Origin of the sequence: Rothia nasimurium, assembly GCF_928392795.1 — a bacterium.
Lineage (GTDB): Bacteria > Actinomycetota > Actinomycetes > Actinomycetales > Micrococcaceae > Rothia > Rothia nasimurium_F.
In genome coordinates, this window is sequence record NZ_CAKMTJ010000006.1 from 78,037 (window position 1) to 101,057 (window position 23,021).

Below are 23,021 nucleotides of genomic sequence, written 5' to 3' on the forward strand. Positions count from 1 at the left end.
CAGCATGCCTACAGTTTCAATCATTGTTCGCACAAAAGACCGCCCCATCTTCCTCCAGCGAGCCCTAGCTAACATCGCGGAACAAACATTTACCGATTATGTTGTTGCGGTAGTGAATGACGGTGGCAACCAACAAGCCGTAGAGCGCGTCATAGCCCAAGAACCCCGTATCAAAGAGCTGCTGACTATTCACAATGAAGAGTCACGAGGCATGGAGGCCGCCTCAAACCAAGGCATTCAAGCTACACAGTCCACCTACATCGCCATCCATGATGACGATGACCTATGGGAACCCACCTTCCTCGAAACAACCGTTCACCGCCTCGAAGAAACCGGGGAAAACATGGTAACGGTACGCACTGACGAATACTTTGAACGCATTACCGACAACGGAACATTCGAGTTCATCGATTCACGCCCTTTCTGGGCAATTCTTAAGGACATCACAGTTCAAGATTTGACCCGTATCAACCGCGCAGTTCCTATCTCAATCCTGCACCGCCGGTCCCTCCACGATGAACTTGGTTTCTATAATGAGAACCTACCCGTGGTAGGCGACTGGGAATTCAATCTACGCGTCGCGGCCCGATACCCCATTCTGTTTATCGACGAGTTGCTTGCTCACTGGTCGCAACGCCCTGACCAGACAGAGGGTGCACTCGCTAATAGCGTTCATGCGGGCAAAGTTCTGCACGGAATCTACGACGGGCGTGTGCGAGCGCAGGCTATTCGTGATGATTTAGCAAACAACGGCCACCTCGGTTCCTACCTCTACCAGGCTCATCTCGCGAACCAGGTTGATGGCAGCGTGGGGCATAACATCGACCTCACCCACCGTGTTCTTGACGAGCTGAGGACGATTAGTGTCAAACTAGACCGTATAGAAGAAACCACTCGCACCACCTCAGAACGGCTCGAGCGCATCGAGCGGGCGTTGTCTCTCAAGTCTCGCCTCACACGCTTTGTGAAAGGAAACCGCTAATCATGCCTCGCATTCTTGTGCTCGCAGACCTAGGGCAGTCTGTGTACCACGTTGGCGACGAAGCTATGGGCATCGCAACCGCCGCTGAGCTCACCCGCCGCGGCTACGAAGTCTATATCGCTACCCGCTCTGTTGAGCACTCCCAGGCCTACATTGGTTCCGCTACTGGCTACATTAAAACCCTCGAATTCCCCTGGCCACCTGCAGAGCGCGAAATTTTTTTGGGCGACCTCAAGGCCTACCTCGCCGGTGACAGTGCACGACCTGAAATAGCTGATTTTGTGCGCCAGGTTGCCGATATGGACGGCATCGTGATCGCCGGTGGCGGCAATATGAATTCGACGTACGGCTGGCTCTTATATGAGCGGGCAGCCTATGCGCTCGTCGCTCACCAGCACGAGATTCCCCTGGTTATCTCTGGCCAGTCGGTAGGGCCGGTGCTCACCGACGCCGACGCCGAGACCCTGCGCGATATGCTCTCGTCAGCCCAGCTCGTGGGTATGCGGGAGCGCTTCTCGCATGCATGGGCTCATAACGCGGATATCGACTCCCACCTGATTGTGGACGACGCTACCTTCTACCAGCACCAGAAGCGTTCCCTGCCCGGCCGCCCGGTCGTAGACCTCCCCGAACACTATATTTGCGCTACTTTCTCGGGCCTTAACCCGGGGCAGGCCCGGGTCATCGGGCAGCTGCTTGACGATATGCACCGCGAATACGGCCTGCGCACCGTCTTCCTGCCCCACATGGGCGAGCCCCTGACCGACCAGGGCGATGTGGCAGTGCACGCCGAAATCGCTTCACACATGTTCTCCGACCCCGTGCAGCTGCCCATGGTGCACACGGACGACGCCGTGCAGGTTCATCGCGGCGCCTTCATCGCGGTCTCTACCCGCTACCACCCCGGTGTATTCTCCCTCTCAGCGGGTGTTCCCTTCGTGGCACTGCTGCCCGATGCCTTCACCGACATGCGGGTACGCGGCATGATGGAGCAGTACGGGGCTGAAAACTACGCTATCCCTCTGGCTCTGCTCAATTCTGATGCCCCGGCTGAAGCCCTGCACGAAGTCATTCAGCTCCGCAATGAACTCTCTGAAACCCTGCTGGCGCGAGCCGAGCAGCTGCGCGGTTTCTCCGCCAGCTGGTGGGACGCCGCCTCCCACGTCCTCCTGCACGGGGCAGGGCAGGCTGCCCCGGCCGTCCGCGAGCTGGGCAACACCCCCACCATCTTTACCGGCGAGTGGAACATAACCAACCTGCTAGTACGCGACGATATCGCAGACATTTCACTGGCTGCTGCCCGTGCCAGCGCAGAGACCGACCGGGCTCTCTCATGGGACTACCAGCGCCTTCTCCAGCGCGACCGTGCGCAGGCTCGTGCCGATGAGCTGGAGCGTCGTAACGCCGAGTTGGCTGACTCCCTTATTGAGGCCGAAGAAAATGCCACCCTGCGCGGCTGGATGCGCCGCAAGATGCGCGGCGAGTAGCTAGGCCCCGGCAGACAAGATGCACCCCGGTAAAAGCCGGGGTGCCACACTAAAAAGCCGCCCGACCCCGTCCTTTCCAGCAGCGAAAGGAGTTACGGGGCCGGGCGGTACACACATTCCCATGGTGTTCCCTCCCCCGCACAGCTACGGGGTGAGGGAAGTTTTGTATGCCCGCTTATAGCGGGCGGCTAGCGGGGCGCTAGGCTTAGCCGAAGCGGCCTGAGACGTAGTCTTCGGTGGCCTTCTGGCTGGGGTTGTTGAAGATTTCCTGGGTGGGGGCGTACTCGATGAGCTTGCCGGGCTTACCGGTGCCCGCAATGTTGAAGAAGGCGGTCTTGTCTGAGACGCGGGCCGCCTGCTGCATATTGTGGGTCACGATGACGACGGTGAAGTTTTCCTTGAGCTCATTGATGAGGTCTTCAACGGCCAGGGTTGAGATGGGGTCGAGGGCGGAGCAGGGCTCGTCCATGAGGATCACATCGGGCTTGACCGCGATAGAGCGGGCGATGCACAGGCGCTGCTGCTGGCCGCCGGAGAGTCCGGAGCCGGGCTTATCGAGGCGGTCCTTGACCTCGTTCCAGAGGTTGGCGCCGCGCAGGGATGACTCGACCAGCTCGTCTGCATCGGTCTTGGAGATCTTGCGGTTGTTGAGCTTGACGCCCGCCAGCACGTTCTCACGAATGGACATGGTGGGGAAGGGATTGGGGCGCTGGAAAACCATACCGATCTGGGAGCGGACGACCACGGGGTCAACGCCCTTGCCGTAGAGGTTTTCGCCGTCGAGCAGTACCTTACCTTCAACGCGGGCACCGGGGATAACCTCGTGCATGCGGTTGAGGGTGCGCAGGAAGGTTGACTTGCCGCAGCCTGAGGGGCCGATGAAGGCGGTGACGGTGCGGGGTTCGATTTCCATGGAGATGTCTTCTACCGCGAGGAAGTCGCCGTAGTACACGTTCAGGTTTTCAACGTCGATGCGCTTTGACATGGATTTTCCTTTTTCTAAAAGTCTTGGGGCCGGTGGGCGCGCTAGGCTGGTGCGCTGCTGGGTTTATCGGCCGGTCTTGGGGGCGAAAATCTTGGCGATGGCTCGAGCGATGAGGTTGAGTACCATCACGATGATAATCAGGATCAGTGCGGCAGCCCAGGCGCGGGTCTCTGAGACCGAGGCGGCGGTGGGGCTGGTGGGCGTCATAATCTGATAGTAGATGTAGGTGGGCAGGGTCGCCATCCAGCCGCTGAAGGCGCTCCAGTTGATGGAGGTGACGAAGCCTGCGGTCACCAGGATGGGGGCGGTTTCGCCGATGACGCGGGCGATAGCCAGGGTTACGCCCGATGCAATGCCCGAGATAGCGGTGGGAATAACCACCTTCATGATAGTGCGCCACTTACGGACGCCCAGGGCGTAGGATGCCTCGCGCAGTTCGTTGGGTACGATACGCAGCATTTCTTCGGCGTTACGCACCACGGTAGGAATCATGAGGACAGACAGGGCCACAGCTGCTACCAGGCCCATACGGTTCATGGGGTTACCTGATACCAGGGCGAAGAAGGAGGCCGCGAAGAGGCCCGCCACAATGGAGGGGATGCCGGTCATGACGTCCACGAAGAAGGTGATGGCTTTGGAGAGCCACTTGCCCTGGCCGTATTCCACCAGGTAGATAGCGGTGAGCAGGCCGATGGGTACCGAGATGACGGTGGCCAGCAGGGTAATTTCGAGGGTACCGATGATGGCGTGATAGATACCGCCGAATACGGGGCCTTCGCCTGCAGCGGCGGCGTTATCGTGTACGCCGGTGACGCCCTTCATGGAGGTGCTCAGGAAGTTACCTGACAGGCCGGGGATACCCTTGGCGAGTACGGTGTAGAGCACCGAGACCAGGGGGATGAGGGCGATGAGGAAGGTGCCGTAGACCAGGTAGCGGGCGAAGGCGTCCTGGCCCTTGCGCTTGCCTTCGAAGGAGGTGACGGCCAGGGGGCCGGCAATCACGAAGATGATGCCTGCAAAGAGGGCGAAGGTTGCGATAGAGAAGCCGGTGAGGGCACTGGCGGCGGCGCCCAGAATCAGGGAGCCTGCGCCGACGGCCAGGGGCAGCCACTTGGGGGCCTGGCGGCTGGCGAAGCGGGATGAGGTGGTAGCTACAGACATTAGTTAGCTCCTGAGAAGTCCTTGTAGCGGGCCACGATCATGCGGGCCAGGATGTTGACGATGAGGGTGATGACGAAGAGCACCAGGCCGGCTGCAATCAGCTCTGACATGCGCAGACCGTAGGCCTCGGGGAAGTTGAGGGCGATCTCTGAGGCGAAGGTCTGGTTCCCGGACTTGATGATGGAGGCGGTCAGCGGGCCGGACGCCAGTACCAGGGTCACTGCCATGGTTTCACCGAGGGCACGCCCCAGGGCCAGCATGACGGAGGAAATGATGCCGGTGCGGGCGAAGGGGAAGACGGTCATGCGAATCATCTCCCAGCGAGTGGCACCCAGACCCAGGGCTGCTTCTTCCTGCAGAGTGGGAGTCTGGATGAAGATTTCGCGGCACATAGAGGTGATGATGGGCAGAATCATGATGCCCAGGACGATGCCCGCGGTCAGGATGGTCTTACCGGTCTGTGAGGCGGGGCCTTCGAAGATAGGGATGAAGCCCAGGTAGGTGGCGAGCCAGTCGTAGAAGGGCACGATTTTGGGGGCCAGTACCGAAGCGCCCCAGGCACCGAAGATAACGGAAGGGATAGCGGCCAGCAGGTCAATCACGTAGCCGATACCCTTAGCCAGCTTGCGAGGGGCGTAGTGGGAGATGAACAGAGCCACGCCGATGCCGATAGGGGTTGCCAGGAGCAGGGCAATGGTCGAGGCAATGAGGGTGCCGATAGTCAGCGGGATGATGTACTGAATGAAGCTGCCGCTGGTGAGGTCTGCTGGGTCTGCGGTGAAAACCGGCAGGGCCTGGGCGACCAGGAAGATAGCGACAGCTGCCAGGACAATAAGAATAAGGACGCCGGCGCCGAGGGAGATACCCGAGAAGATTTTATCTGCCGCCGGGTTTCCTACATCGGGAAGGTCCTTGGTTTTCGCGCGGGCGCTGCTGGTGCCCGGCTGCGGTGCTGCTGTGGTTGACATGGGAATGTGAAACCTTTGTCGTTTTGACGCGGGTCAAGGTGCGACCGGGTCGGAGACCTGGCCGCACCTTGATGAACGCGGTGTTACTGGGTAACGGTGATGGATTCGATAGCCTTCTGGGCGTCAGCGGTCAGTGCGCTGGTCAAGGGCGCTGAGTGGGCCGCGTCAGCGGCGTCCTTCTGGCCCTGCTCGGAGACTACGTAGTTCTCGTAGGCCTTGACCAGGGTGACGTCGTCTTCTGAGGAGTAGCCGGAGCAGACGATGTGGTAGGAGACCAGCACAACGGGGTAGGCGGTGGAGTCCTCGGGGGTGCGGTTGATGTTGATTGCCATGTCGTTCTCGTTCATGCCGCCGACGCGCTCTGAGAGTTCAACGGTCTTGGCAGCGGCATCTGCTGAGAGTTCAACGTAGGAGTCGCCCACCTTGACGTTGACCTTGCCCAGGTTGCCGATGGCTGAGGCGTCCGCGTAGGTGATAGCACCCTCGGTGGATGAGGTGGTGGAGACAACGCCGGAGGTGCCCTTGTTGGATTCACCGGCGTACTGGGAGGGCCAGTTGCCGTCTGCTTCTACGTCCCAGGCACCGTTAGAGGCGGCAGCCAGGTATTCGGTGAAGTTCTGGGTGGTGCCGGAGTCATCTGAGCGGTGGACAACGGTGATCTTGGTGTCGGGCAGGGTAACGCCTTCGTTCTGTGAGGCGATAGCTGCATCGTTCCAGGTGGTGATTTCGCCCTTGAAGATCTTGGCAATGGTTTCGCCGTCCAGGTTCAGGGATAAGACGCCCGGCAGGTTGAAGGCTACAGCTACGGGGGAGATGTAGACGGGGATGTTGATGGCGCCGCCGTCGCCGCATACCTCCTTGGACTGTTCCCATTCCTCAGCCTTGAGAGCGCGGTCTGAGCCGGCGAACTTAGCGCCACCAGCGAGCAGGGCCTCGCGGCCTGCACCGGAGCCGTCCGGTGAGTACTGTACGGTGCCGCCCAGGTTAGCGAAACCGGTTTCCCAAGCGGTGATTGCTGCCTGCTGGGATGAGGCGCCGACGCCGGTCAGGGGGGTGGAGGGCAGGGAAGCTGCGCTGGAACCTGCGTCTGAGGAGGTGGCAGTGCCGGTTGCGTTGTCTGAACCGCAAGCGGTGAATGCGAGTGCGCCTACAGCTGCAAGTGAGCCCCAACGAGCAAGTGACTTAGCCTTCACAGGTGATTTCCTTTGAGTTTGTGTGCCCTACCCTGTCTCGTGTGAGAACTGTGTGAGACGGTGAGTAGGAAGGGAACGGTGTCTAACGCATCTGACTTTAGGAGCGTTAGGTAGCAGGTGGGCTAGCAGTGGGTGAACGGTGGGTGAACAGGGGGCGCACAGTTAGGGTTAAGGACGCCGGCGGTCGGGTTGAGGCCGCGGGTTTAGAATGGTGGGTATGGGTTTTGGTCAGCAGGTTAAAAGTTTAAAGAAGCGAGCTCAGGATCATAGTCGCCTGGGCTGGCAGCGTATGAAGGACGGCTTTTTCCAGTCTCTTCAGATTGTGGTCTCGGGTATCGGGGCCTATCTTTTTGCGGAGAAGGTGCTGGGGCATACCGAACCGATTTTTGCGGCAACCGCTGCCATTGTTTCTCTGGGTTATATCACCGGCGCTACCCACGCCCGCCGCATCCTTGAGGTGTCGTTTGGTGTGACCCTGGGTATCTTGATGGGTGACATGATGATGCTGGCCCTGGGTCGGGGCATCTGGCAGGCAGGGCTTGTGATGTTCCTGTCTATTATGCTGGCCCGTTTTTTGGATAACGGTATTATTTTCACGATTCAGATGGGTCTGCAGTCCTGCCTGGTGGTCTTGCTCCCGCCGAATGTTGACGGGCCTTTTGCCCGAAGCCTAGACGGTATTGTCGGTGGCCTGTGCGCTTTCTTGCTCATGTTCCTCTTCCCTAAAGACCCGCGTCGCATCCCGCGTGAGAATGCCCGCACGATGATGGGGGCTTTTGCTGCGGTCTTCCGCGATGCCGGTGAGGCGATGGAGCACTACGACGGCAAGGAGGCCTGGCATGCCCTGGCGTCCGCCCGTCGTCTACAGCCTCTCTATAACACCTGTGAGAAGGACATTATTACCTCAAAGGGCATGGCCCAGCTGGCCTGGACTGGCCGGTCTCATATGAAGGAACTCGACCGTTACTCACAGGCTCTGAGCAAGATTGACTACGCTATCCGCAACACCCGGGTGCTTAACCGCCGACTCGCTTCAACCATCAATAACGTGCATATTTCGCAAGAGGCTATCACCTCTATCGCTGAGGCGCTCAAGAGTATTGGTGACGCGGTGGAGGCGCTGGGTGAGGGTATGTCTGCCCCCGATGCGGACGTCCGTACCGAGCGGAAGATGAAGGCCCGCCGTGATCTCTCACATCTGGCTGGTCGCCTGGAGCCGCACATGATGGGTGTGCGCACCATGGAGGCTGAGGCCCTGGTGCTGATGCTCCGCCCTCTGGTGGTCGACCTTTTGGAGGCTTCGGGCCTGACCCACCAGCAGGCGGTCGATATGCTGGTGCCCCTGGGTGATTCCATGACGGAGCACGCCCCCACCACTACGATGCTCCCGGTGCAGGCTGATGCGGACGCCGGTGGTCAGCAGGGTTCCCAACGGCAGCGGGTGGAGCAGAAGCACCGGGACGATACCCGTCAGCTCACCACGGTTCTTCGCGCAAAAGACCGCGCCCCCATTCGGGAGATTCGCGAAGCCTCGGTACGCGACCCCCGCAGTATGCCTGCCGTACCGCCTGCGGGAACCGGGGCGGACGCGTCCGCCCAGATGCTCGACAGCGCCGCTAGGGTTGAGAAGCAGCAGGCCCTGAACACAGCCCAGCTGACCGTAATCGAGCAGAACCTCAAGAAGGAGAAGGGCGACTAGCCCTGGCCGGGGAAGAGCAGGGCCAGAGCCTCCCCCAGTGAGGCGACCTCGCGTACCGACACCCCGGCGGGTACATCACCCACACCGGCCGGTGAGGCAGGCACAATCACGTGGGTAAAGCCCAGCCTCCCGACCTCGGCGATACGCTGGCGGATGCCGGGAACAGCTCGTACCTCACCCGCGAGACCGACTTCGCCAAAGACCGCCAGCTTGCGGGGCAGGGGCTTATCTTGGGCGGCGGAGGCCAGGGCGATGACGCAGGCCAGGTCGGCGGACGGCTCAGAAATCTTAGCCCCGCCCACCGTTGAGATATAGCAGTCTAGCTTGCCCACGTTGAACCCGGCCCGCTTCTGGAGCACAGCCAGCAGCATAGATATACGAGAGCTGTCGAGGCCGCTGGTGGTTCTTCGGGGCTGCGGGGTGGCACTGGTGTCGAGCAGAGCCTGAACCTCGGCGAGCAGGGGGCGGCGGCCCTCCATGGTGACGGTAACGCAGGTGCCCGAGACCGGGTGCGGGGTGCGGGAGACAAAGAGGCCCGAAGGGTCGGTGACGGGGGCGATGCCGTCCTCGTGCATATCGAAACAGCCCACCTCGTCGGTGGGGCCAAAGCGGTTCTTGATAGCCCGCAGCATACGGATAGGGGTGTGTTTATCGCCCTCGAACTGGCAGACCACATCGACCAGGTGCTCCAGCAGGCGGGGGCCAGCGATAGTGCCCTCCTTGGTCACGTGGCCCACTAACAGGGTGCACATATTGCGGCGTTTAGCGGCAGCAATCAGCGAGGCGGCCACCTCTCGCACCTGGGTGACGCCACCGGCGCTCCCCTCGACCTCGGATGAGGCCAGGGTCTGTACCGAGTCCACAATCAGTAGGTCGGGGTTGACCTGTTCGATATGGGCCAGGGCGGTGCCGAGATCGGTTTCGCTGGTCAGGTAGAGGGTATCGGCCAGAGCCCCGATGCGGTCGGCGCGGAGCTTGACCTGGGCGGCTGATTCTTCGCCGGTCACATACAGGACGTTGTGGGGCTTTCCCGTTGACTCGCCGCGGGCAAAGGTAGCGGCTACATCGAGCAGCAGGGTGGATTTGCCGACGCCGGGTTCACCGGCCATAAGAATTACTGCCCCCGGCACCAGACCGCCGCCTAAGACACGGTCGAACTCCGGGTTGCAGGTGCTCATGTACTGGGCCACGGTGGAATCAACCCGCCCAATGGGCTGGGCGGGCGCCTGCACGCTCGATGCCACGGTGGTTTTCGCGGCAACCGGCCCGACAGCTTCTTCTACGGTGCCCCAGGACTGACATTCGCCGCAACGCCCCACCCATTTAGCGGTGGTCCAACCGCATTCGGTGCAGCGGTAGGCGTTAGCGGAGCGTGAGCGGGTTGTTTTACGGGTAGCCATATCAACAGCATAAGGCCGGTGGCTGACACTTTAAGCGCTGCCAGCTAAAGCCTACATAAATCTCTCTAAGAGCGAGCTTTCGGCCATGCGAGAGAGGGATTCTCGAATCACGCGAGCGCGCTGTTCACCGATGCCCTCAACGGCCCGCAGGTCATCGAGGCTGGCAGCCATCAGCGACTGTAGGCCGTCAAAGCGGTCGATCAGGCGGTCAGCGACCGCCCCCGGCATGGACTTGATACCGGCCAGTAGGCGGTGCCCGTGGGGGTGGAGCGGGGCGTCCAGTTCCTCACCCAACCCTGCGGTGCGGGCGATGGTCAGGGGGTCAACGATTTCCTTATCGTCGAGCTGGGCCAGGGCATCTACAGCGGCCTGAAGCTCTTCAGGGGTGGTGTCAGACGGCAGGTAGTCGCGCAGCACTACCCAGGTAGCTGGCAGGTTATGGGTCGTCAGCTCCTCGAGCTGCAGGGCAACCAGGCGGCCCACGTTACCCAGCTCCACCACGTAGTGGCCCGCCTCTACGGTGATTCTGCGAACCATTTCCATGCGCTGTAGGGTGCTGGCTACATCGCGCAGGGTTACGTTGGCTTCGATTTCTAGGGAAGAGAGCTGGTGGAGCACCTGTTCTAGGCGTTCGGTGTAGCTATTGAGGGTACGAATCGCTTGGTTAGCGCGATTCATGAGCGACTGGGTGTCTTCAACCGTGTAACGGATTCCCTCGGTATAGACCGAAATCAGGGACATAGACGCGCTCACCGCGATGACGGGGAAGCCGGTTTGTTTTGCCACACGTTCTGCGGTGCGGTGGCGGGTACCCGACTCATTGGTATCGATGGACGGGTCGGGTAGCAGCTGCACTCCTGCCGCCAGCAGGGTGGAAGCGTCCTTGTCGCAAACAATCGCGCCGTCCATCTTGGCGAGCTCCCGCACGCGGGTGGCAGAGAATTCGGTGTTGATAGCAAACCCGCCCGACGACATCTGCGCTACGGTCTTATCGCTGCCCAGCACGATCAGCGCACCGGTGCGGCCGCGCAAGATTCGTTCCAGGCCCTCGCGGAGTTCGGTACCGGGGGCGATTTGGGCGATTGTTTTCAGCAGAGATTCACTATAAACCGTTAGCACTCCACCAATTTTAGTGCACAGCTTAGCCCGGGAACGGCACCGCCCCGGCATGCGCAGGGCGGGCCGGGGCAGTAGCGGTCTGTGAGGCTAAGGTTCTTAGCCGGTGACGATGATACGGACGGGCTGTGAGGTCACGCCGTTGACGGTTGCGGTTGCCCAGTAGTAGCCGGGCTGGATGGTTGCTGAGGTGTTGCAGCCCAGGACGTTGAGGGAGCGGTTCCAGGTCAGGGCGGTGGTGTTGGTGGCACCTGCGGCAACTTCAGCGTCTTCGACGGGGTTGGCGTAGCACTGGGCGTAGTTGTAGACCTGGGCGGGGCCGGAGGTGATGTTAACGTCTACGTTGTTGGCACCGCCGGTCACGATGCAGGGGTTACCCGAGGTGTTGGTGTAGGTAACGGCCAGGGCAGGGTTCTGGCCCGCTGCGTAGCTGTTGCGGTCGGCGGTTAGGCTTACCTGTAGGTCGGCTGCGGTGCAGGCGGCCGCAACAACCTCGGTGGGTGAGGCGGACGCAGTGGGTTCAGCTGATTCGCTAGGCTCAGCGGACGCGGTGGGCTCGGCTGATTCGGTAGCCTCTGCGCTGGCGGTGGCTGATTCACTTGCGTCAGCTGACGCTGATTCGCTGGCGCTTGCGGAGTCGCTGGGCTCAGCGCTTTCTGAGGGGGTCGCTGATTCGGTAGCGCGCTGACTAAAGTCGCTGAAGGCTTCAGCGCTGGTGGAGGTACTTGCGGTGGCGGTTGCGTTGTCGGAGCTGTTACCGCGACCTGCTAACCAGCTGATGAGGCCGATAATGAGGAGCAGAACTAGGACCAGAATAAGCAGGGCAACAATGCGGCGGCGGCGGTAGACCTCGGGTGAGACCTCTTCCACCTGTGAATCAACGTTTTCAGACATACATCTAGAGTACCTTTTTCTATGCCGCCTGCGGAACTTTTGCGCCGTATTAGCTTGCGTGAAGGCCGGTGCTTTAGAGTGTTGGGGTGTCTTTTACTTTGCCGCTGAGCCAGCTGACTCCCCAGGAACTTGAGAACCTACATACCGAGATTAACGGGTGGTATTTAGAGAACCGCCGTGACCTGCCCTGGCGTACCGGGAGCAATACTCCCTGGGAGGTGATGGTCAGCGAGTTTATGCTGCAACAGACTCCGGTCAAGCGGGTCTTACCGGTGTGGGAAACCTGGTTGGAGCGCTGGCCTACTCCCGCTGATTTGGCGGCTGAGGATTCCGGTGAAGCTGTGCGTGCCTGGGGACGTCTGGGCTACCCCCGCCGAGCCCTGCGGCTGCATGCTGCGGCCCAGGCTATCGTTCAGAAGCACGGTGGCCAGGTACCCGGCAGCTACGAGGAGCTGCTGGCTTTACCCGGTGTAGGTTCATATACCGCTGCGGCTATATCTGTGTTTGCCTTTGGGGCGCGGGCCACGGTGATTGATACTAATATTCGCCGGGTCCATGCCCGCCTTATCTCGGGCAAGGCGCTGCCGTCTAAGGCACTCACAGCAGCCGAAACCCGTTTAGCTGACGAGCTCATGCCCGCTGACCTGGCGACGTCCTGCCTGTGGAATGTCTCGGTCATGGAGCTGGGAGCGCTCATCTGTACCGCTAAAGCCCCGAGCTGCGAGCGCTGCCCGGTGGTGGATTCCTGTGCCTGGGTTGCGGCAGGATGCCCCGAGGCCGACTATGTGCCTAAGGGCCAGGCTTGGGCCGGTACCGACCGCCAGTTGCGGGGTGCCATGATGGGCGTGCTGCGCGCCGCCCAGGAGCCGGTGCCGGACCAGCTGCTGACCAGTGTGGGGCGGGTAGATATGGTTGTTCCCGAGGGTCTTGTTCCTGCTGTTGCGAAGCTGCGGGCGCTCACTCCCCCGCCGGAGCAGGTTGAGCGCTGTTTCTCGGGGCTCCTGGCGGACGGCCTCGCCCGGCAGGTTGAGGGCGGCAGGGTCAGCCTTTAACCGAAGCTCACGGCCGTTGCGCTACCCCAGAAAATCGCTGCGAAGGGAATAACCACTCCAGCAATGAAGGAGAAGAAGAAGTAGCCTCGCTTGAAGACCCCGTGCTGGCGGGGGTAGCGCACCCCGTTTGCGTATGTGCCTGCGATGAGCAGAATAAGGGACAAGAGTTGAGCAGAGGGAATAAGGAGCACAAAGACCAGCACCGGGTACCAGGGCTGGGCGAAGAAGCCCGGCCGGTAGTTGAGGTAGACCTGACGGCCGGTGGTGTCGTAGTGGGTGTCTGTTCTCTTTAGCATGTCAGCCTCGCTTCTGCGGTACCCTCGCTGTCAATGAAGAAGTTCACGCAACGGGTGTAGCCATAGCTGTTGAGGCTGGTGCGGTTGAACTCCCGTACCACCGATACCCGGGCTGTCGAACCCTTTTCTTCCCATACCTCAGGCTCCCTGTCGTAGACCGAGTTATCGCCAAGCAGGGAAAAGCTAGATGAGGTGTAGGTGAGGTTGCTCAGATAGGTGATGGCAGAGCCGTCGGTACACCAGCCCAGTGAGAAAACCGTGGTGGTCAGGTCAGAACCCAGCAGGTTTTCTTCTGTCACCGGGGTACTCGCCTGCCAGCACTGATGGTCTGCATAAAGGGCCGCTTCTTTTTCGGTGATCTTATCGCGGGTTGATCCCGTCACCAGGTTGCTAACGCTCCAGGAGTTCACCGATACAAGTAGCGCACCGTCATTATTCCGCATGTGGTCCCAGTTCTTCATTTGCTGGCTAGAAACAAGCCAGCCCAGCAAGAGGGGCAGAATAACCAGCACAGCGGTACATACCCGCCCTAGCACGATGGTGTGATGCCTCGTTTTCACGGTTCTCCTCGCTTTCTCGATGGGGCTAGGGACGCCCGTCCGTCACACTCACCCCGGTTGCCAGGGTAAGCACCAGGTGTACCACGGGCAGGAGGGCCACAAGCACTACCGAAAGATAGAAGTAGACCGGGTAGAAGACCTCATAGACCCTGGGGTAGCGCACCCCGTGGGCATAAACACCAGCGGCTAGCACCAGCCACAGGGCTAGGGGCTGGTTCACCAGCAAAAGCAGAATCAGAGCAAGCGGATAAACCCAGGTCGCAAAGAGGCCGGGTACTGTCTGCAAAAAGACCGGGCGACCGTTCTCAGCCAGAACCGTACCGGGTACCTGATCAAGGTCTAGTTGGGAACGCACGAGAGCTCTCCTTCCGCTGTACCCTCAGCGTCGAGGGTAAAGGCCACACACCGTTCAAAACCGTAGCTCGGCAGGCCACTACTGTTATTCACCATGCGGCCAATAACCGTGCGGTATGACTCAAGGGAATCCAGCTCATAGGCCAGTGAATAGTCGGGGTTAGCAGGCGGGTCTGAGCGCATGTTAGGGCCCTCGTAGTCAACCGTGGTGGCGTCCTGCTGGTAGACGATGCCGCCGTCCTTCGCGCACCAGATAACGGAGAACTTATGGGCCAGAAGCTCCTTGCCCAGAATATTCGTTTCGGCCACGCGGGTGAAAGCCTGCCAGCACTGGGCGTCGGAATAGCCGGGTACTGCTGCCTTACGGGTCACCGTAATGTGTTCAATAGGCTCACTGCTCGGTGAGCGCCCTAAAGTTGAAGTTCCCGCCAGGAAAAACGAGGCAGCAACGGCGAGCAAAAGGCTCAAGCCGAGTGCGGCGCCGGCAACGATGCCGGGTCGCTTTTTCTGACGGTATGTTCCTTGCAAATCCTGATGATTCATGGTTCACACCTTTCAGAAGTTGTGAACTAGATTACCTTAAAAGCCGGGCATATTCCAGACCTGCAGAAGGAAAACCTCCAGCCCAGCCCCCTAGATTTCCAGAATCATCCGGGTATTTCCCAGCGTATTGGGCTTCACCCGGGCAAGGTCAAGAAACTCAGCCACACCCTCATCGTGCGACCGCAGCAGCTCCATAAAAGTCTCAGGGTCAATCTGATCCTGGTTCTCCATCACCCTAAACCCCTGGCGCTTGAAGAAATCCACCTCAAAGGTCAGGCAAAAAACACTGGCTACGCCCAGCCGCCGGGCCCGCTCCACCAGAGCGGCCACCAGGGCGTGCCCCACTCCCCGACCGCGCGCAGCAGGAGCTGCCGCCAGCGTCCTAATTTCAGCGATATTCTGCCACATCACGTGCAGGGCCCCGCAGCCGAGAACCTGCCCGGCGGCGTCCTCAACAATGAGGAACTCCTGGATAGCCTCGTAGTAGGCCACCGCCTCTTTATCAAGCAGGATTCCTTCAAGGGCCAGGGGGCGCACCAGGCTCTGAATAGCGGGCACATCGTGCACGGTAGCGGGGCGGACGGTCACATCAGTCATTCCTCAAGGCTACTGCCCGGCCTACTCTGGGCCAAAGCCGCATGAGACACAGAGGCCCTTAAGCAATAAATCAGCCCCCGACCGCTAAGCGGTGCGAGAGCTGATTTACATCATTACACACACATACACACAAGAGTCTTCTTGTCCTAAAGTAGCCCCACACACCGGGGCTTTGAGTCTTCAGGGGCTCTGTCGAACCGTATGACTCAAGTATGGCAAGCCAGCCTTGAGCGCAAGCCTTAAAGAGCTGGGCACAAGCTGAAAACTTGGTCAAGCTTTGGTTACATTTATCAAGAGCCATCACAGAAGCATCACGAACCTACCAGCGCAACACAAAGCCGCCTGCGGCGTCCTTGGTATCAGGACGCCACAGGCGGCTTAAGGTTATAAACGCGGCTTAGCGTTCGTCGGCCTCGCGGGCCTCTTCAGCCTCGAAACGCTGCTCGGCAGTCTCGTTAGCTACCTCAGCTTCGGGGATTGCGGGCAGCTCCTTCTCATCCTCACCAAAGGCCTTATCAAAAGCCTCGGCGTCCAACTCACCCAGGGGAGCTGACGAGAAGGTGAACTTAGCCAGGTCACCCTCACCCTCAACGTCCACGGTGATCTTCTCACCGGACTTGATCTCGCCGAAGAGGATCTTCTCAGAGAGCGGGTCTTCCAGGTTGCGCTGCATCTCGCGGCGCAGCGGGCGGGCACCCATGGAGGGGTCGTAGCCCTTAGCTGCCATGAGAGCCTTAGCCTTATCGGTCAGCTCGATTGACATATCCTGCTCAGCCAGGCGCTTGGCCAGGCGGGCAACGAAGAGGTCAACAATCTGCAGAATCTCAGACTCGGAGAGCTGGGGGAAGACGATGATGTCGTCCACGCGGTTGAGGAACTCAGGGCGGAAGTGCTCCTTGAGGGATTCCATCACGCGGCCCTGCATGCGCTCGTAGGAGCCCTGGTCGTCGCCGACCTGCTGGAAGCCCACGGGTACACGGCGGGCCATTTCGCGGGAGCCCAGGTTGGTGGTCATGATGATGACGGTGTTCTTGAAGTCCACCACGCGACCCTGGGAGTCGGTCAGACGGCCGTCTTCCAGAATCTGCAGCAGGGAGTTGAACAGGTCAGCGTGAGCCTTTTCAACCTCGTCAAAGAGCACAACGGAGAAGGGCTTGCGGCGGACCTTCTCGGTCAGCTGGCCGCCCTCCTCGTAGCCAACGTAGCCGGGAGGGGCACCGAAGAGGCGGGACACGGTGTGCTTCTCCTGGTACTCCGACATATCCAGGGTGATGAGGGCGTCCTCGTCACCAAAGAGGAACTCAGCCAGGGCCTTAGCCAGCTCGGTCTTACCGACACCGGTGGGGCCGGCGAAGATGAAGGAGCCACCAGGGCGCTTGGGGTCCTTGAGGCCCGCACGGGTACGGCGGATTGAACGGGAGAGAGCCTTGATAGCGTTCTCCTGGCCAATGACGCGCTTATGCAGCTCATCTTCCATCTTGAGCAGACGGCCGGACTCTTCCTCGGTAATCTTGTAGACCGGAACACCGGTGGAGAAGGCAAGGACGTCGGCGATAACCTCGGGGGTCACCTCGCCGAAGGCGTCACCAGCGTTGCGCCACTGCTGCTCAGCCTCTTCCTTCTCAGCAACCAGCTTCTGCTCCTTATCGCGCAGGTCAGCTGCCTTCTCGAACTCGTTAGCCGCAATGGCCTCTTCCTTCTCGCCCTTGAGCTTGGCGATGCGCTCTTCAAGTACCTTGATTTCGGGCGGAGCGGTCATGCGCTTGATACGCAGGCGGGCACCGGCCTCGTCAATCAGGTCAACAGCCTTATCGGGCAGGAAGCGGTCAGAGATGTAGCGGTGGGCCAGGTTAACGGCGGTCTCCAGAGCCTCATCTGAGATGGTCACGCGGTGGTGAGCTTCGTACTTATCGCGCAGACCCTTGAGAATCTCAACAGCCAGCTCGGGGCTGGGCTCATCGACCTGGATGGGCTGGAAACGGCGCTCCAGGGCGGGGTCCTTCTCGATGTGCTTACGGTACTCATCGAGGGTGGTTGCACCGATAGTCTGCAGCTCGCCACGGGCCAGCATGGGCTTCAGAATTGAGGCAGCGTCAATCGCGCCCTCAGCGGCACCTGCACCGACCAGGGTGTGAATCTCATCGATGAAGAGAATGATGTCGCCGCGGTTGCGGATCTCCTTCAGCACCTTCTTCATGCGCTCTTCGAAGTCACCGCGGTAGCGGGAACCCGCCACCATAGAACCCAGATCCAGGGTGTAAAGGTGCTTGTCCTTCAAGGTTTCAGGTACATCACCGTGCACAATCGCCTGAGCCAGGCCCTCAGCAACGGCGGTCTTACCCACACCGGGCTCACCAATCAGCACGGGGTTGTTCTTAGTACGGCGAGAGAGCACCTGCATAACGCGCTCCATCTCCTTATGGCGACCAATCACAGGGTCAAGCTTGCCCTCGCGCGCCGCAGCCGTGAGGTTGCGTCCGAACTGGTCAAGAATGGCAGACCCAGCCGGGGTGCCCTCGCGGGAGTTACCCGCACCCACACCGGCGGTCTCCTTACCACCCTCACCGTTGTTGTTACCTGGGTAGCCAGAAATCAGGTCCATCACGGTCTGACGAACCTTAGCGGGCTCAGCACCCAGCTTGGTCAGAATCTGGTTACCCACACCCTCATTAGCGCGCACCATACCCAGCAGGATGTGCTCAGTACCAATGTAGCCGTGGTTCAGCTGGATAGCCTCGCGCATCGACAGCTCAAGCACCTTCTTAGCGCGCGGGGTAAAGGGAATATGACCGCTGGACGCCTGCGGGCCAGAACCGATGATGTCCTGCACCTGGTCGCGCACAGCAGTGAGATTAATACCGAGCGACTCAAGAGCACGAGCCGCAATACCTTCACCCTCGTGAATCAGACCGAGCAGAATGTGTTCGGTGCCGATGTAGTTGTGGTTCAGCATGCGTGCTTCTTCTTGGGCAAGCACGATGACGCGGCGGGCGCGGTCGGTAAACCGTTCAAACATTGAACACTCCTTGGAAACTTACTATTACCCAAAAGATTACGCGCGTTTCTCAGCCTGCGGGGCCCTGTTCGCCACGGAATGAATGGTGTTCGCAGGGAGGGAAAGCCCCCATACCTTATACCGACAAGAGAGCTGGTATTCAGTCAGCTGCGCGACTCCAAGGTTGCCCACCTTTTTGTGTAGAGGCCCCTCTATATTTACTCGGTCAGATGCGCCTGGAGTTTATCTAGCATTTTCCATGCCTGTGCTTTATAGGACGCTTATAAATAATGAGGCGGAACCCGCTGACCGGGTTCCGCCTCAGAGAGACAAGAAGAAGATTATTTACTTGCTTTCTTTGCCCATAGCTGCGTAGTAGGCATCCTGAATATGCTGCTGAATACGACCGCGGTTGGAAACCTCGTGGCCGTTTTCCTGGGCCCACTTACGAATTTCAGCGATTTCAGGGTTGCGCTTAGTAGTGGTGCGTGAACCTGCGGGACGGCCGGGGGTGCGCTGGGCACCCTGAACGCGGCGGGCCTTAGCAGCGAAAGGACGGATGGCGTCACGCAGACGGGCAGCATTAGCGCTAGAAAGATCGATTTCGAACTGGCCGCCGTCGAGACCGAAACGTACGGTTTCTTCTGCGGGGCCGCCGTCGAGATCGTCTTCAAGAATAATCTTGACCTTCTGAGCCATTATTTTCTCCTTGGATGAATCTGTTGAGGGAATATGAACTCAATCGCGTTTTGGGTAGGGAAGCACATATAAGAGGATATTCCGCCTCTACCCTTTTCTGTGGGGCACGCAATCGAGTTAGTCACCCTTGATGACTAAAATAAATAGTACATATTCTTTTCTCAAAAAGGAAATAAAGTCACGCTTCAGAGAACAAAAAGACTTTTATTTAGTTTCTGATGTTCCAAAAGGATCCCGTGTTCCTTCTGCGTTTTTTACAGAGCGGTACCAGGCTTCGGCGTCCTTTTCGATATCCCGGCGGGCAGCACGCTCGGTGCGGTCAGCACGATTCATCCAGCGCAAAATAAAATAAAGCACCAGGCCCGCGCCTATGGAGGGAACCAGGCCAATCAGGAATTCCATCTCTTCTCTACCTTTCTCGGGTTTACAAGACTTGTCGAAACAATGGCTGTAGCAGGCTCGCAGCGAGCGCGAGCCTGCGAAGCCCTTTGAACACATCAGATACACTTCCTCCAATCTACCCCAGGTAACTGGCAAACAGGACATGAAAAAGCCCGCCCGGCAGGCTGCCAGGCGGGCACAAGAGCGTTAGGACGTTTTACTCAGCTTCGGGCTTCATCAGCGGGAAGAGAATGGTCTCGCGGATACCTACGCCGGTGAAGAGCATAATCAGGCGGTCGATGCCCAAGCCCAGGCCGCCCATGGGGGGCGCACCGTATTCCAGGGCTCGCAGGAAGTCGTCGTCGAGCTGCATGGCTTCGTCATCGCCACCGGCAGCCAGCTTGGACTGCTCTGTGAGGCGCTCCCGCTGAATCACGGGGTCGATGAGCTCGGAGAAGGCGGTGCCTCGCTCCATACCGCCGATAATCAGGTCCCAGGCCTCAATCAGGTTGGCCTCGGAGCGGTGCTGACGGGCCAACGGCTGGGCTGAGGGCGGGTAGTCGTAGACGAAGGTGGGGTTAATCAGGGTGGGCTCCACGATTTCGCCGAAGAGCTCAACGACTAGCTTCTCGGCGTCCCACTTGGGGTCAACGGGGACCTCGTGCTTCTCGGCGATAGCGCGCAGTTCTTCTGCGGTGGTGGCGGGGGTAATCTCAACGCCCACGGCCTCGGACAGGCCGGGGTAGACGCCCAGCCACTTCCATTCGCCGGTCAGATCGATGGTGCCGGCTTCGGTTTCGATCTGGTGTACGCCCACAGCGTCGGCGCAGGCCATGATGATTTCCTGCATGCGCTTGGCCATGACGAACTGGTCGGCGTAGGCCTCGTAGCATTCCAGGGTGGTGAATTCGGGGCTGTGGGTGGAGTCTACGCCCTCGTTGCGGAAGACACGGCCGATTTCGTAGACGCGTTCCAGGCCGCCTACCTCAGCGCGCTTGAGGAAGAGCTCGGTGGCGATGCGCAGGGTCATGGGCTGGTCAAAAGCGTTCAGGTGGGTTTCGAAGGGGCGGGCTGCCGCACCACCGTGAATGAGCTGCAGGATGGGGGTTTCTAGCTCGATGTAGCCGTGGTCGTTCAGCACGTTACGCACGGTCTGGGTGATCTTGGCGCGCTTGATGACCAGGTCGCGGGCTTCGTCGCGCACCATCAGGTCGAGGTAGCGCTGGCGGACGCGGGTCTCTTCGTTTAGGTCGGAGTGCAGGTTGGGCATGGGGCGCAGGGCCTTGGATGCCATCTGCCATTCGTCCGCCATGATGGAGAGCTCGCCGCGGCGGGATGAGATGACCTCGCCCTTGACGAAGACGTGGTCACCCAGGTCAACCAGGGCCTTCCAGTCAGCCAGGGATTCTTCGCCCACGCTGGCCAGGGAGATCATGGCCTGGATGCGGGTGCCGTTGCCCTGCTGCAGGGAGGCGAAGCAGAGCTTACCGGTGTTGCGGACGAAGACGACGCGTCCGGCCACACCAACGATGTCGCCGGTGGTCTGGTCTGCTTCGAGCTTGCCGTCGTACTTCTCACGGATTTCGGTGATGGTGTGGGTGACGGGGACGCCCACGGGGTAGGCTTCACGGCCAGATTCGAGCAGCTTGGCGCGCTTTTCGAGGCGAATCTGCATCTGCTCTGAGACGCCGTGGTCGAAGGCGGTGGTTTCGGCGGGGGTGTTGCCCTGTTCAGTCAATGATGTACCTGTTCTTAGGTTGGGTATAGAGGTCTTAGTTGATTTCCATGTTATCGATGAGGCGGGTGGAGCCCACGTAGGCTGCCACGAGCGCTAGCACACGTGCCTGTTCGCTCTGGGGGGCCTCAAAGGTGTCGGTGTCGACGACTTCGAGGTAGTCCAGGTGCACTCCGTCGGTGCTGTCGATGGCGGTACGGGCCTGGGCGACGTCCTCTGTGCTCAAGCTGCCGGTAATGTACTTTTCGCGCAGGGTTGCCAGGGTGCGGGAAAGCACCAGGGCCGCTTCGCGTTCTTCAGCGTTCAGGTACTGGTTGCGCGAGGAGAGGGCAAGGCCGTCGTCCGCACGTACCACGGGCACAGGCTTGATGGTGACATCGTGGTTGAAGTCCTTGACCATGCGCTGAATGAGGGCCAGCTGCTGGGCGTCCTTCTGCCCGAAGTAGGCGTTGAGGTTAGCCTCCCCGACCAGGGGCTTGAGGATATTGAAGAACTTATTGACTACGGTCAGCACCCCGTCGAAGTGGCCCGGGCGGGTCTTGCCCTCAAAGAGGGTACCCAGTTTGCCGGAGACCACGGTGATTTTGGGGTCGCCACCGGGGTACATGTCTTCAACGGTGGGGGCGAAAATGACGTCGACACCAGCTTCAGCTGCCAGGGCGGCATCGGCTTCGAGGGTGCGAGGGTAGCGGTCGTAGTCTTCGTTGGGCCCGAACTGGAGGGGGTTCACAAAGATAGAGAGCACCACAACATCGTTCTGTTCGCGGGCACGGCGAATCAGGGTGGCGTGCCCATCGTGCAGGGCACCCATGGTGGCTACATAGCCTACGGTGAGGGGCTTCTCTGCGGCGAGGGTTTCACCGGTGTCTCGGCGGCGACTGGCGGTGGTGAGGGCCAGCAGCATTTCGTTGCCAAGATCGGTGATGGTGTGTGCGATGGGGGTTTGACTCGTCACGGTGGTGAGGGGTCCTTTCGTGTTTTGCGCCCTCCTAGTTTACCCGGCGAGCGCTTTAAGCACAGCCTGGTAGCTCTCATCGGTGAGGGCGCCGCGGCTGTGGGCACGTTCGGCGGTGGCGCGGGCCAGGGCCAGGTAGGCGGCGGGGACGTCGTCGGCGTTTTCTTCGAGTGCGTAGCTGGCTAGGGTTTGGGCGTGGGCCGCAACGGTGTGGGCGTCTCCGCGGGCGACGGGGCCGGTAAGGGCGCTATCGCCGTTGGCGAGGGCGTTGTCGAGGGATGCTCTGAGCAGGGGCTCTATGTAGCGGGCTGGGTTTTCGATGCCGATGGAGGCCAGGATTTGGAGGGCCTGGCCGATGATGGTAACCAGGTGGTTGGAGCCGTGGGCAAGGGCAGCGTGGTAGAGGGGGCGGTCGCCTTCGGCTATCAGGACGGGCTCTCCCCCCATCTCAACGACCAGGGCCTGAGCGATGGGGGTGAAGGGGGCTGGGCCGGTGACGCCGAAGCTGGTGTTGGCCAGGCGGGGCAGGTCGAGGGAGAGGCCGGTGAAGGTCATGGCCGGGTGGATGGCTAGGCCGATAGCTCCCTGAGCGGTGGCGGGGGCAAGGACGGAGGTGCCGTGCCGCCCTGAGGTGTGGATGAGGATTTGCCCGGGGCGCCAGCCATCGGTTTCGGCTATACCTTTAACTAGATCAGGCAGAGCATCATCGGGTACGGCCAGGAGCACCACTTCACTGGTGGTAATGATCTCTGGGATGGTGGAGACGGGGACGCCGGGGAGCAGAGCCTCAGCCCGGGTACGGGAGGCTTCTGAGACGGCATGGACGCCGGTAATCAGGTGCCCAGCGGCACGGAGGGCTGCGCCGAGCACGGCCCCCACCTTGCCTGCTGAGATTACGCCGATGCCCAGGCGGGCGGGCTTAAGATGGTTGCTGGTTTGCACGGGGCACCTTTCTGTCTGCGTCCTGCC

At 60.3% G+C, this 23,021-nt stretch carries 22 protein-coding genes; 4 read left to right on the top strand and 18 right to left on the bottom strand.

The features are described from left to right. Nucleotides 1-4 precede the first annotated feature (4 nt). Entirely contained in the window at nt 5-982 is a 978-nt protein-coding gene (locus tag L6963_RS07670; RefSeq protein ID WP_237207300.1) for a glycosyltransferase family 2 protein, read from the top strand. Nucleotides 983-984: 2 nt separating this feature from the next. Continuing rightward, nucleotides 985-2,469 carry a polysaccharide pyruvyl transferase family protein gene (locus L6963_RS07675; protein ID WP_237207301.1) on the top strand — a complete coding sequence of 495 codons (1,485 nt, stop codon included), beginning with the start codon at nt 985-987 and terminating at the stop codon, nt 2,467-2,469. 205 nt (nt 2,470-2,674) lie between these two features. On the opposite strand, the gene pstB is transcribed toward L6963_RS07675, so the two are convergent. The 4 genes from pstB to L6963_RS07695 all read right to left on the bottom strand — a co-directional run bounded on the left by pstB (nt 2,675) and on the right by L6963_RS07695 (nt 6,776). Beyond that, a complete protein-coding gene (gene pstB, locus L6963_RS07680; RefSeq protein ID WP_135011575.1) occupies nt 2,675-3,454 on the bottom strand; it encodes a phosphate ABC transporter ATP-binding protein PstB in 780 nt (259 codons plus the stop codon). Between the two features lie 63 nt (nt 3,455-3,517). Continuing rightward, on the bottom strand, nt 3,518-4,615 hold the full coding sequence (gene pstA / locus L6963_RS07685; protein WP_237207302.1) for a phosphate ABC transporter permease PstA: 1,098 nt from the start codon (nt 4,613-4,615) through the stop codon (nt 3,518-3,520). Beyond that, nucleotides 4,615-5,583 (bottom strand): phosphate ABC transporter permease subunit PstC, encoded by a 969-nt coding sequence (pstC, locus tag L6963_RS07690; RefSeq protein WP_237205616.1) that lies wholly within the window; start codon nt 5,581-5,583, stop codon nt 4,615-4,617. Before pstC ends, pstA begins: the two co-directional genes overlap by 1 nt. An 83-nt stretch (nt 5,584-5,666) precedes the next feature. Then, nucleotides 5,667-6,776, bottom strand: a complete 1,110-nt coding sequence (locus tag L6963_RS07695) for a phosphate ABC transporter substrate-binding protein PstS (protein WP_237205615.1) — start codon at nt 6,774-6,776, stop codon at nt 5,667-5,669. Between the two features lie 217 nt (nt 6,777-6,993). Here L6963_RS07695 and L6963_RS07700 point away from each other — a divergent pair, with 217 nt between their 5' ends. Then, nucleotides 6,994-8,475 (top strand): FUSC family protein, encoded by a 1,482-nt coding sequence (locus tag L6963_RS07700; RefSeq protein WP_237205614.1) that lies wholly within the window; start codon nt 6,994-6,996, stop codon nt 8,473-8,475. Here the strand turns inward: L6963_RS07700 and radA are convergent. The 3 genes from radA to L6963_RS07715 form a co-directional block, all read right to left on the bottom strand. After that, nucleotides 8,472-9,875, bottom strand: coding sequence for a DNA repair protein RadA (gene radA, locus L6963_RS07705; protein WP_237196379.1), 1,404 nt, complete (start codon nt 9,873-9,875; stop codon nt 8,472-8,474). The two genes, L6963_RS07700 and radA, sit on opposite strands and share 4 nt — an antisense overlap. Before the next feature lie 51 nt (nt 9,876-9,926). Next, complete coding sequence (gene disA / locus L6963_RS07710; RefSeq protein ID WP_237196376.1) at nt 9,927-10,994, bottom strand: DNA integrity scanning diadenylate cyclase DisA; 1,068 nt, start codon at nt 10,992-10,994, stop codon at nt 9,927-9,929. A 96-nt stretch (nt 10,995-11,090) separates the two neighbouring features. Then, a complete protein-coding gene (locus L6963_RS07715; RefSeq protein ID WP_237207303.1) occupies nt 11,091-11,885 on the bottom strand; it encodes a hypothetical protein in 795 nt (264 codons plus the stop codon). Between the two features lie 86 nt (nt 11,886-11,971). On the opposite strand from L6963_RS07715, the gene L6963_RS07720 reads away from it, so the two are divergent. Further along, complete coding sequence (locus tag L6963_RS07720; protein WP_237207304.1) at nt 11,972-12,937, top strand: A/G-specific adenine glycosylase; 966 nt, start codon at nt 11,972-11,974, stop codon at nt 12,935-12,937. Here the strand turns inward: L6963_RS07720 and L6963_RS07725 are convergent. From L6963_RS07725 to L6963_RS07775, 11 genes are all read right to left on the bottom strand, one after another. Further along, nucleotides 12,934-13,233 carry a hypothetical protein gene (locus L6963_RS07725; RefSeq protein WP_237205610.1) on the bottom strand — a complete coding sequence of 100 codons (300 nt, stop codon included), beginning with the start codon at nt 13,231-13,233 and terminating at the stop codon, nt 12,934-12,936. The two genes, L6963_RS07720 and L6963_RS07725, sit on opposite strands and share 4 nt — an antisense overlap. Then, complete coding sequence (locus L6963_RS07730) at nt 13,227-13,793, bottom strand: hypothetical protein (RefSeq protein ID WP_237205609.1); 567 nt, start codon at nt 13,791-13,793, stop codon at nt 13,227-13,229. The genes L6963_RS07725 and L6963_RS07730 overlap by 7 nt, the downstream gene beginning before the upstream one ends. A 25-nt stretch (nt 13,794-13,818) precedes the next feature. Beyond that, nucleotides 13,819-14,148, bottom strand: coding sequence for a hypothetical protein (locus L6963_RS07735; RefSeq protein ID WP_237205608.1), 330 nt, complete (start codon nt 14,146-14,148; stop codon nt 13,819-13,821). Further along, nucleotides 14,133-14,690, bottom strand: a complete 558-nt coding sequence (locus tag L6963_RS07740; protein WP_237205607.1) for a hypothetical protein — start codon at nt 14,688-14,690, stop codon at nt 14,133-14,135. Before L6963_RS07740 ends, L6963_RS07735 begins: the two co-directional genes overlap by 16 nt. A gap of 90 nt (nt 14,691-14,780) precedes the next feature. Continuing rightward, entirely contained in the window at nt 14,781-15,287 is a 507-nt protein-coding gene (locus L6963_RS07745) for an amino-acid N-acetyltransferase (RefSeq protein WP_237205606.1), read from the bottom strand. Between the two features lie 397 nt (nt 15,288-15,684). Beyond that, complete coding sequence (locus L6963_RS07750) at nt 15,685-18,303, bottom strand: ATP-dependent Clp protease ATP-binding subunit (protein ID WP_237205605.1); 2,619 nt, start codon at nt 18,301-18,303, stop codon at nt 15,685-15,687. Between the two features lie 324 nt (nt 18,304-18,627). Next, on the bottom strand, nt 18,628-18,981 hold the full coding sequence (locus L6963_RS07755; protein ID WP_237207305.1) for a histone-like nucleoid-structuring protein Lsr2: 354 nt from the start codon (nt 18,979-18,981) through the stop codon (nt 18,628-18,630). A 204-nt stretch (nt 18,982-19,185) separates the two neighbouring features. Continuing rightward, nucleotides 19,186-19,383, bottom strand: a complete 198-nt coding sequence (locus tag L6963_RS07760) for a hypothetical protein (protein WP_237196360.1) — start codon at nt 19,381-19,383, stop codon at nt 19,186-19,188. A gap of 196 nt (nt 19,384-19,579) precedes the next feature. Continuing rightward, a complete protein-coding gene (lysS, locus tag L6963_RS07765) occupies nt 19,580-21,037 on the bottom strand; it encodes a lysine--tRNA ligase (protein ID WP_185174710.1) in 1,458 nt (485 codons plus the stop codon). Nucleotides 21,038-21,134: 97 nt separating this feature from the next. Further along, a complete protein-coding gene (gene panC / locus L6963_RS07770; RefSeq protein WP_423816780.1) occupies nt 21,135-22,001 on the bottom strand; it encodes a pantoate--beta-alanine ligase in 867 nt (288 codons plus the stop codon). A 90-nt stretch (nt 22,002-22,091) separates the two neighbouring features. Further along, complete coding sequence (locus L6963_RS07775) at nt 22,092-22,994, bottom strand: Rossmann-like and DUF2520 domain-containing protein (RefSeq protein WP_237205603.1); 903 nt, start codon at nt 22,992-22,994, stop codon at nt 22,092-22,094. Between the last annotated feature and the right edge of the window lie 27 nt (nt 22,995-23,021).

Coding starts and splice junctions, on each gene's coding strand:
- L6963_RS07670 (WP_237207300.1), top strand. CDS start 5: ATGCCTACAGTTTCAATCATTGTTCGCACAAAAGACCGCCCCATCTTC.
- L6963_RS07675 (WP_237207301.1), top strand. CDS start 985: ATGCCTCGCATTCTTGTGCTCGCAGACCTAGGGCAGTCTGTGTACCAC.
- pstB (WP_135011575.1), bottom strand. CDS start 3,454: ATGTCAAAGCGCATCGACGTTGAAAACCTGAACGTGTACTACGGCGAC.
- pstA (WP_237207302.1), bottom strand. CDS start 4,615: ATGTCTGTAGCTACCACCTCATCCCGCTTCGCCAGCCGCCAGGCCCCC.
- pstC (WP_237205616.1), bottom strand. CDS start 5,583: ATGTCAACCACAGCAGCACCGCAGCCGGGCACCAGCAGCGCCCGCGCG.
- L6963_RS07700 (WP_237205614.1), top strand. CDS start 6,994: ATGGGTTTTGGTCAGCAGGTTAAAAGTTTAAAGAAGCGAGCTCAGGAT.
- radA (WP_237196379.1), bottom strand. CDS start 9,875: ATGGCTACCCGTAAAACAACCCGCTCACGCTCCGCTAACGCCTACCGC.
- L6963_RS07715 (WP_237207303.1), bottom strand. CDS start 11,885: ATGTCTGAAAACGTTGATTCACAGGTGGAAGAGGTCTCACCCGAGGTC.
- L6963_RS07725 (WP_237205610.1), bottom strand. CDS start 13,233: ATGCTAAAGAGAACAGACACCCACTACGACACCACCGGCCGTCAGGTC.
- L6963_RS07740 (WP_237205607.1), bottom strand. CDS start 14,690: ATGAATCATCAGGATTTGCAAGGAACATACCGTCAGAAAAAGCGACCC.
- L6963_RS07745 (WP_237205606.1), bottom strand. CDS start 15,287: ATGACTGATGTGACCGTCCGCCCCGCTACCGTGCACGATGTGCCCGCT.
- L6963_RS07750 (WP_237205605.1), bottom strand. CDS start 18,303: ATGTTTGAACGGTTTACCGACCGCGCCCGCCGCGTCATCGTGCTTGCC.
- L6963_RS07755 (WP_237207305.1), bottom strand. CDS start 18,981: ATGGCTCAGAAGGTCAAGATTATTCTTGAAGACGATCTCGACGGCGGC.
- L6963_RS07760 (WP_237196360.1), bottom strand. CDS start 19,383: ATGGAATTCCTGATTGGCCTGGTTCCCTCCATAGGCGCGGGCCTGGTG.
- lysS (WP_185174710.1), bottom strand. CDS start 21,037: ATGCAGATTCGCCTCGAAAAGCGCGCCAAGCTGCTCGAATCTGGCCGT.
- panC (WP_423816780.1), bottom strand. CDS start 22,001: ATGCTGCTGGCCCTCACCACCGCCAGTCGCCGCCGAGACACCGGTGAA.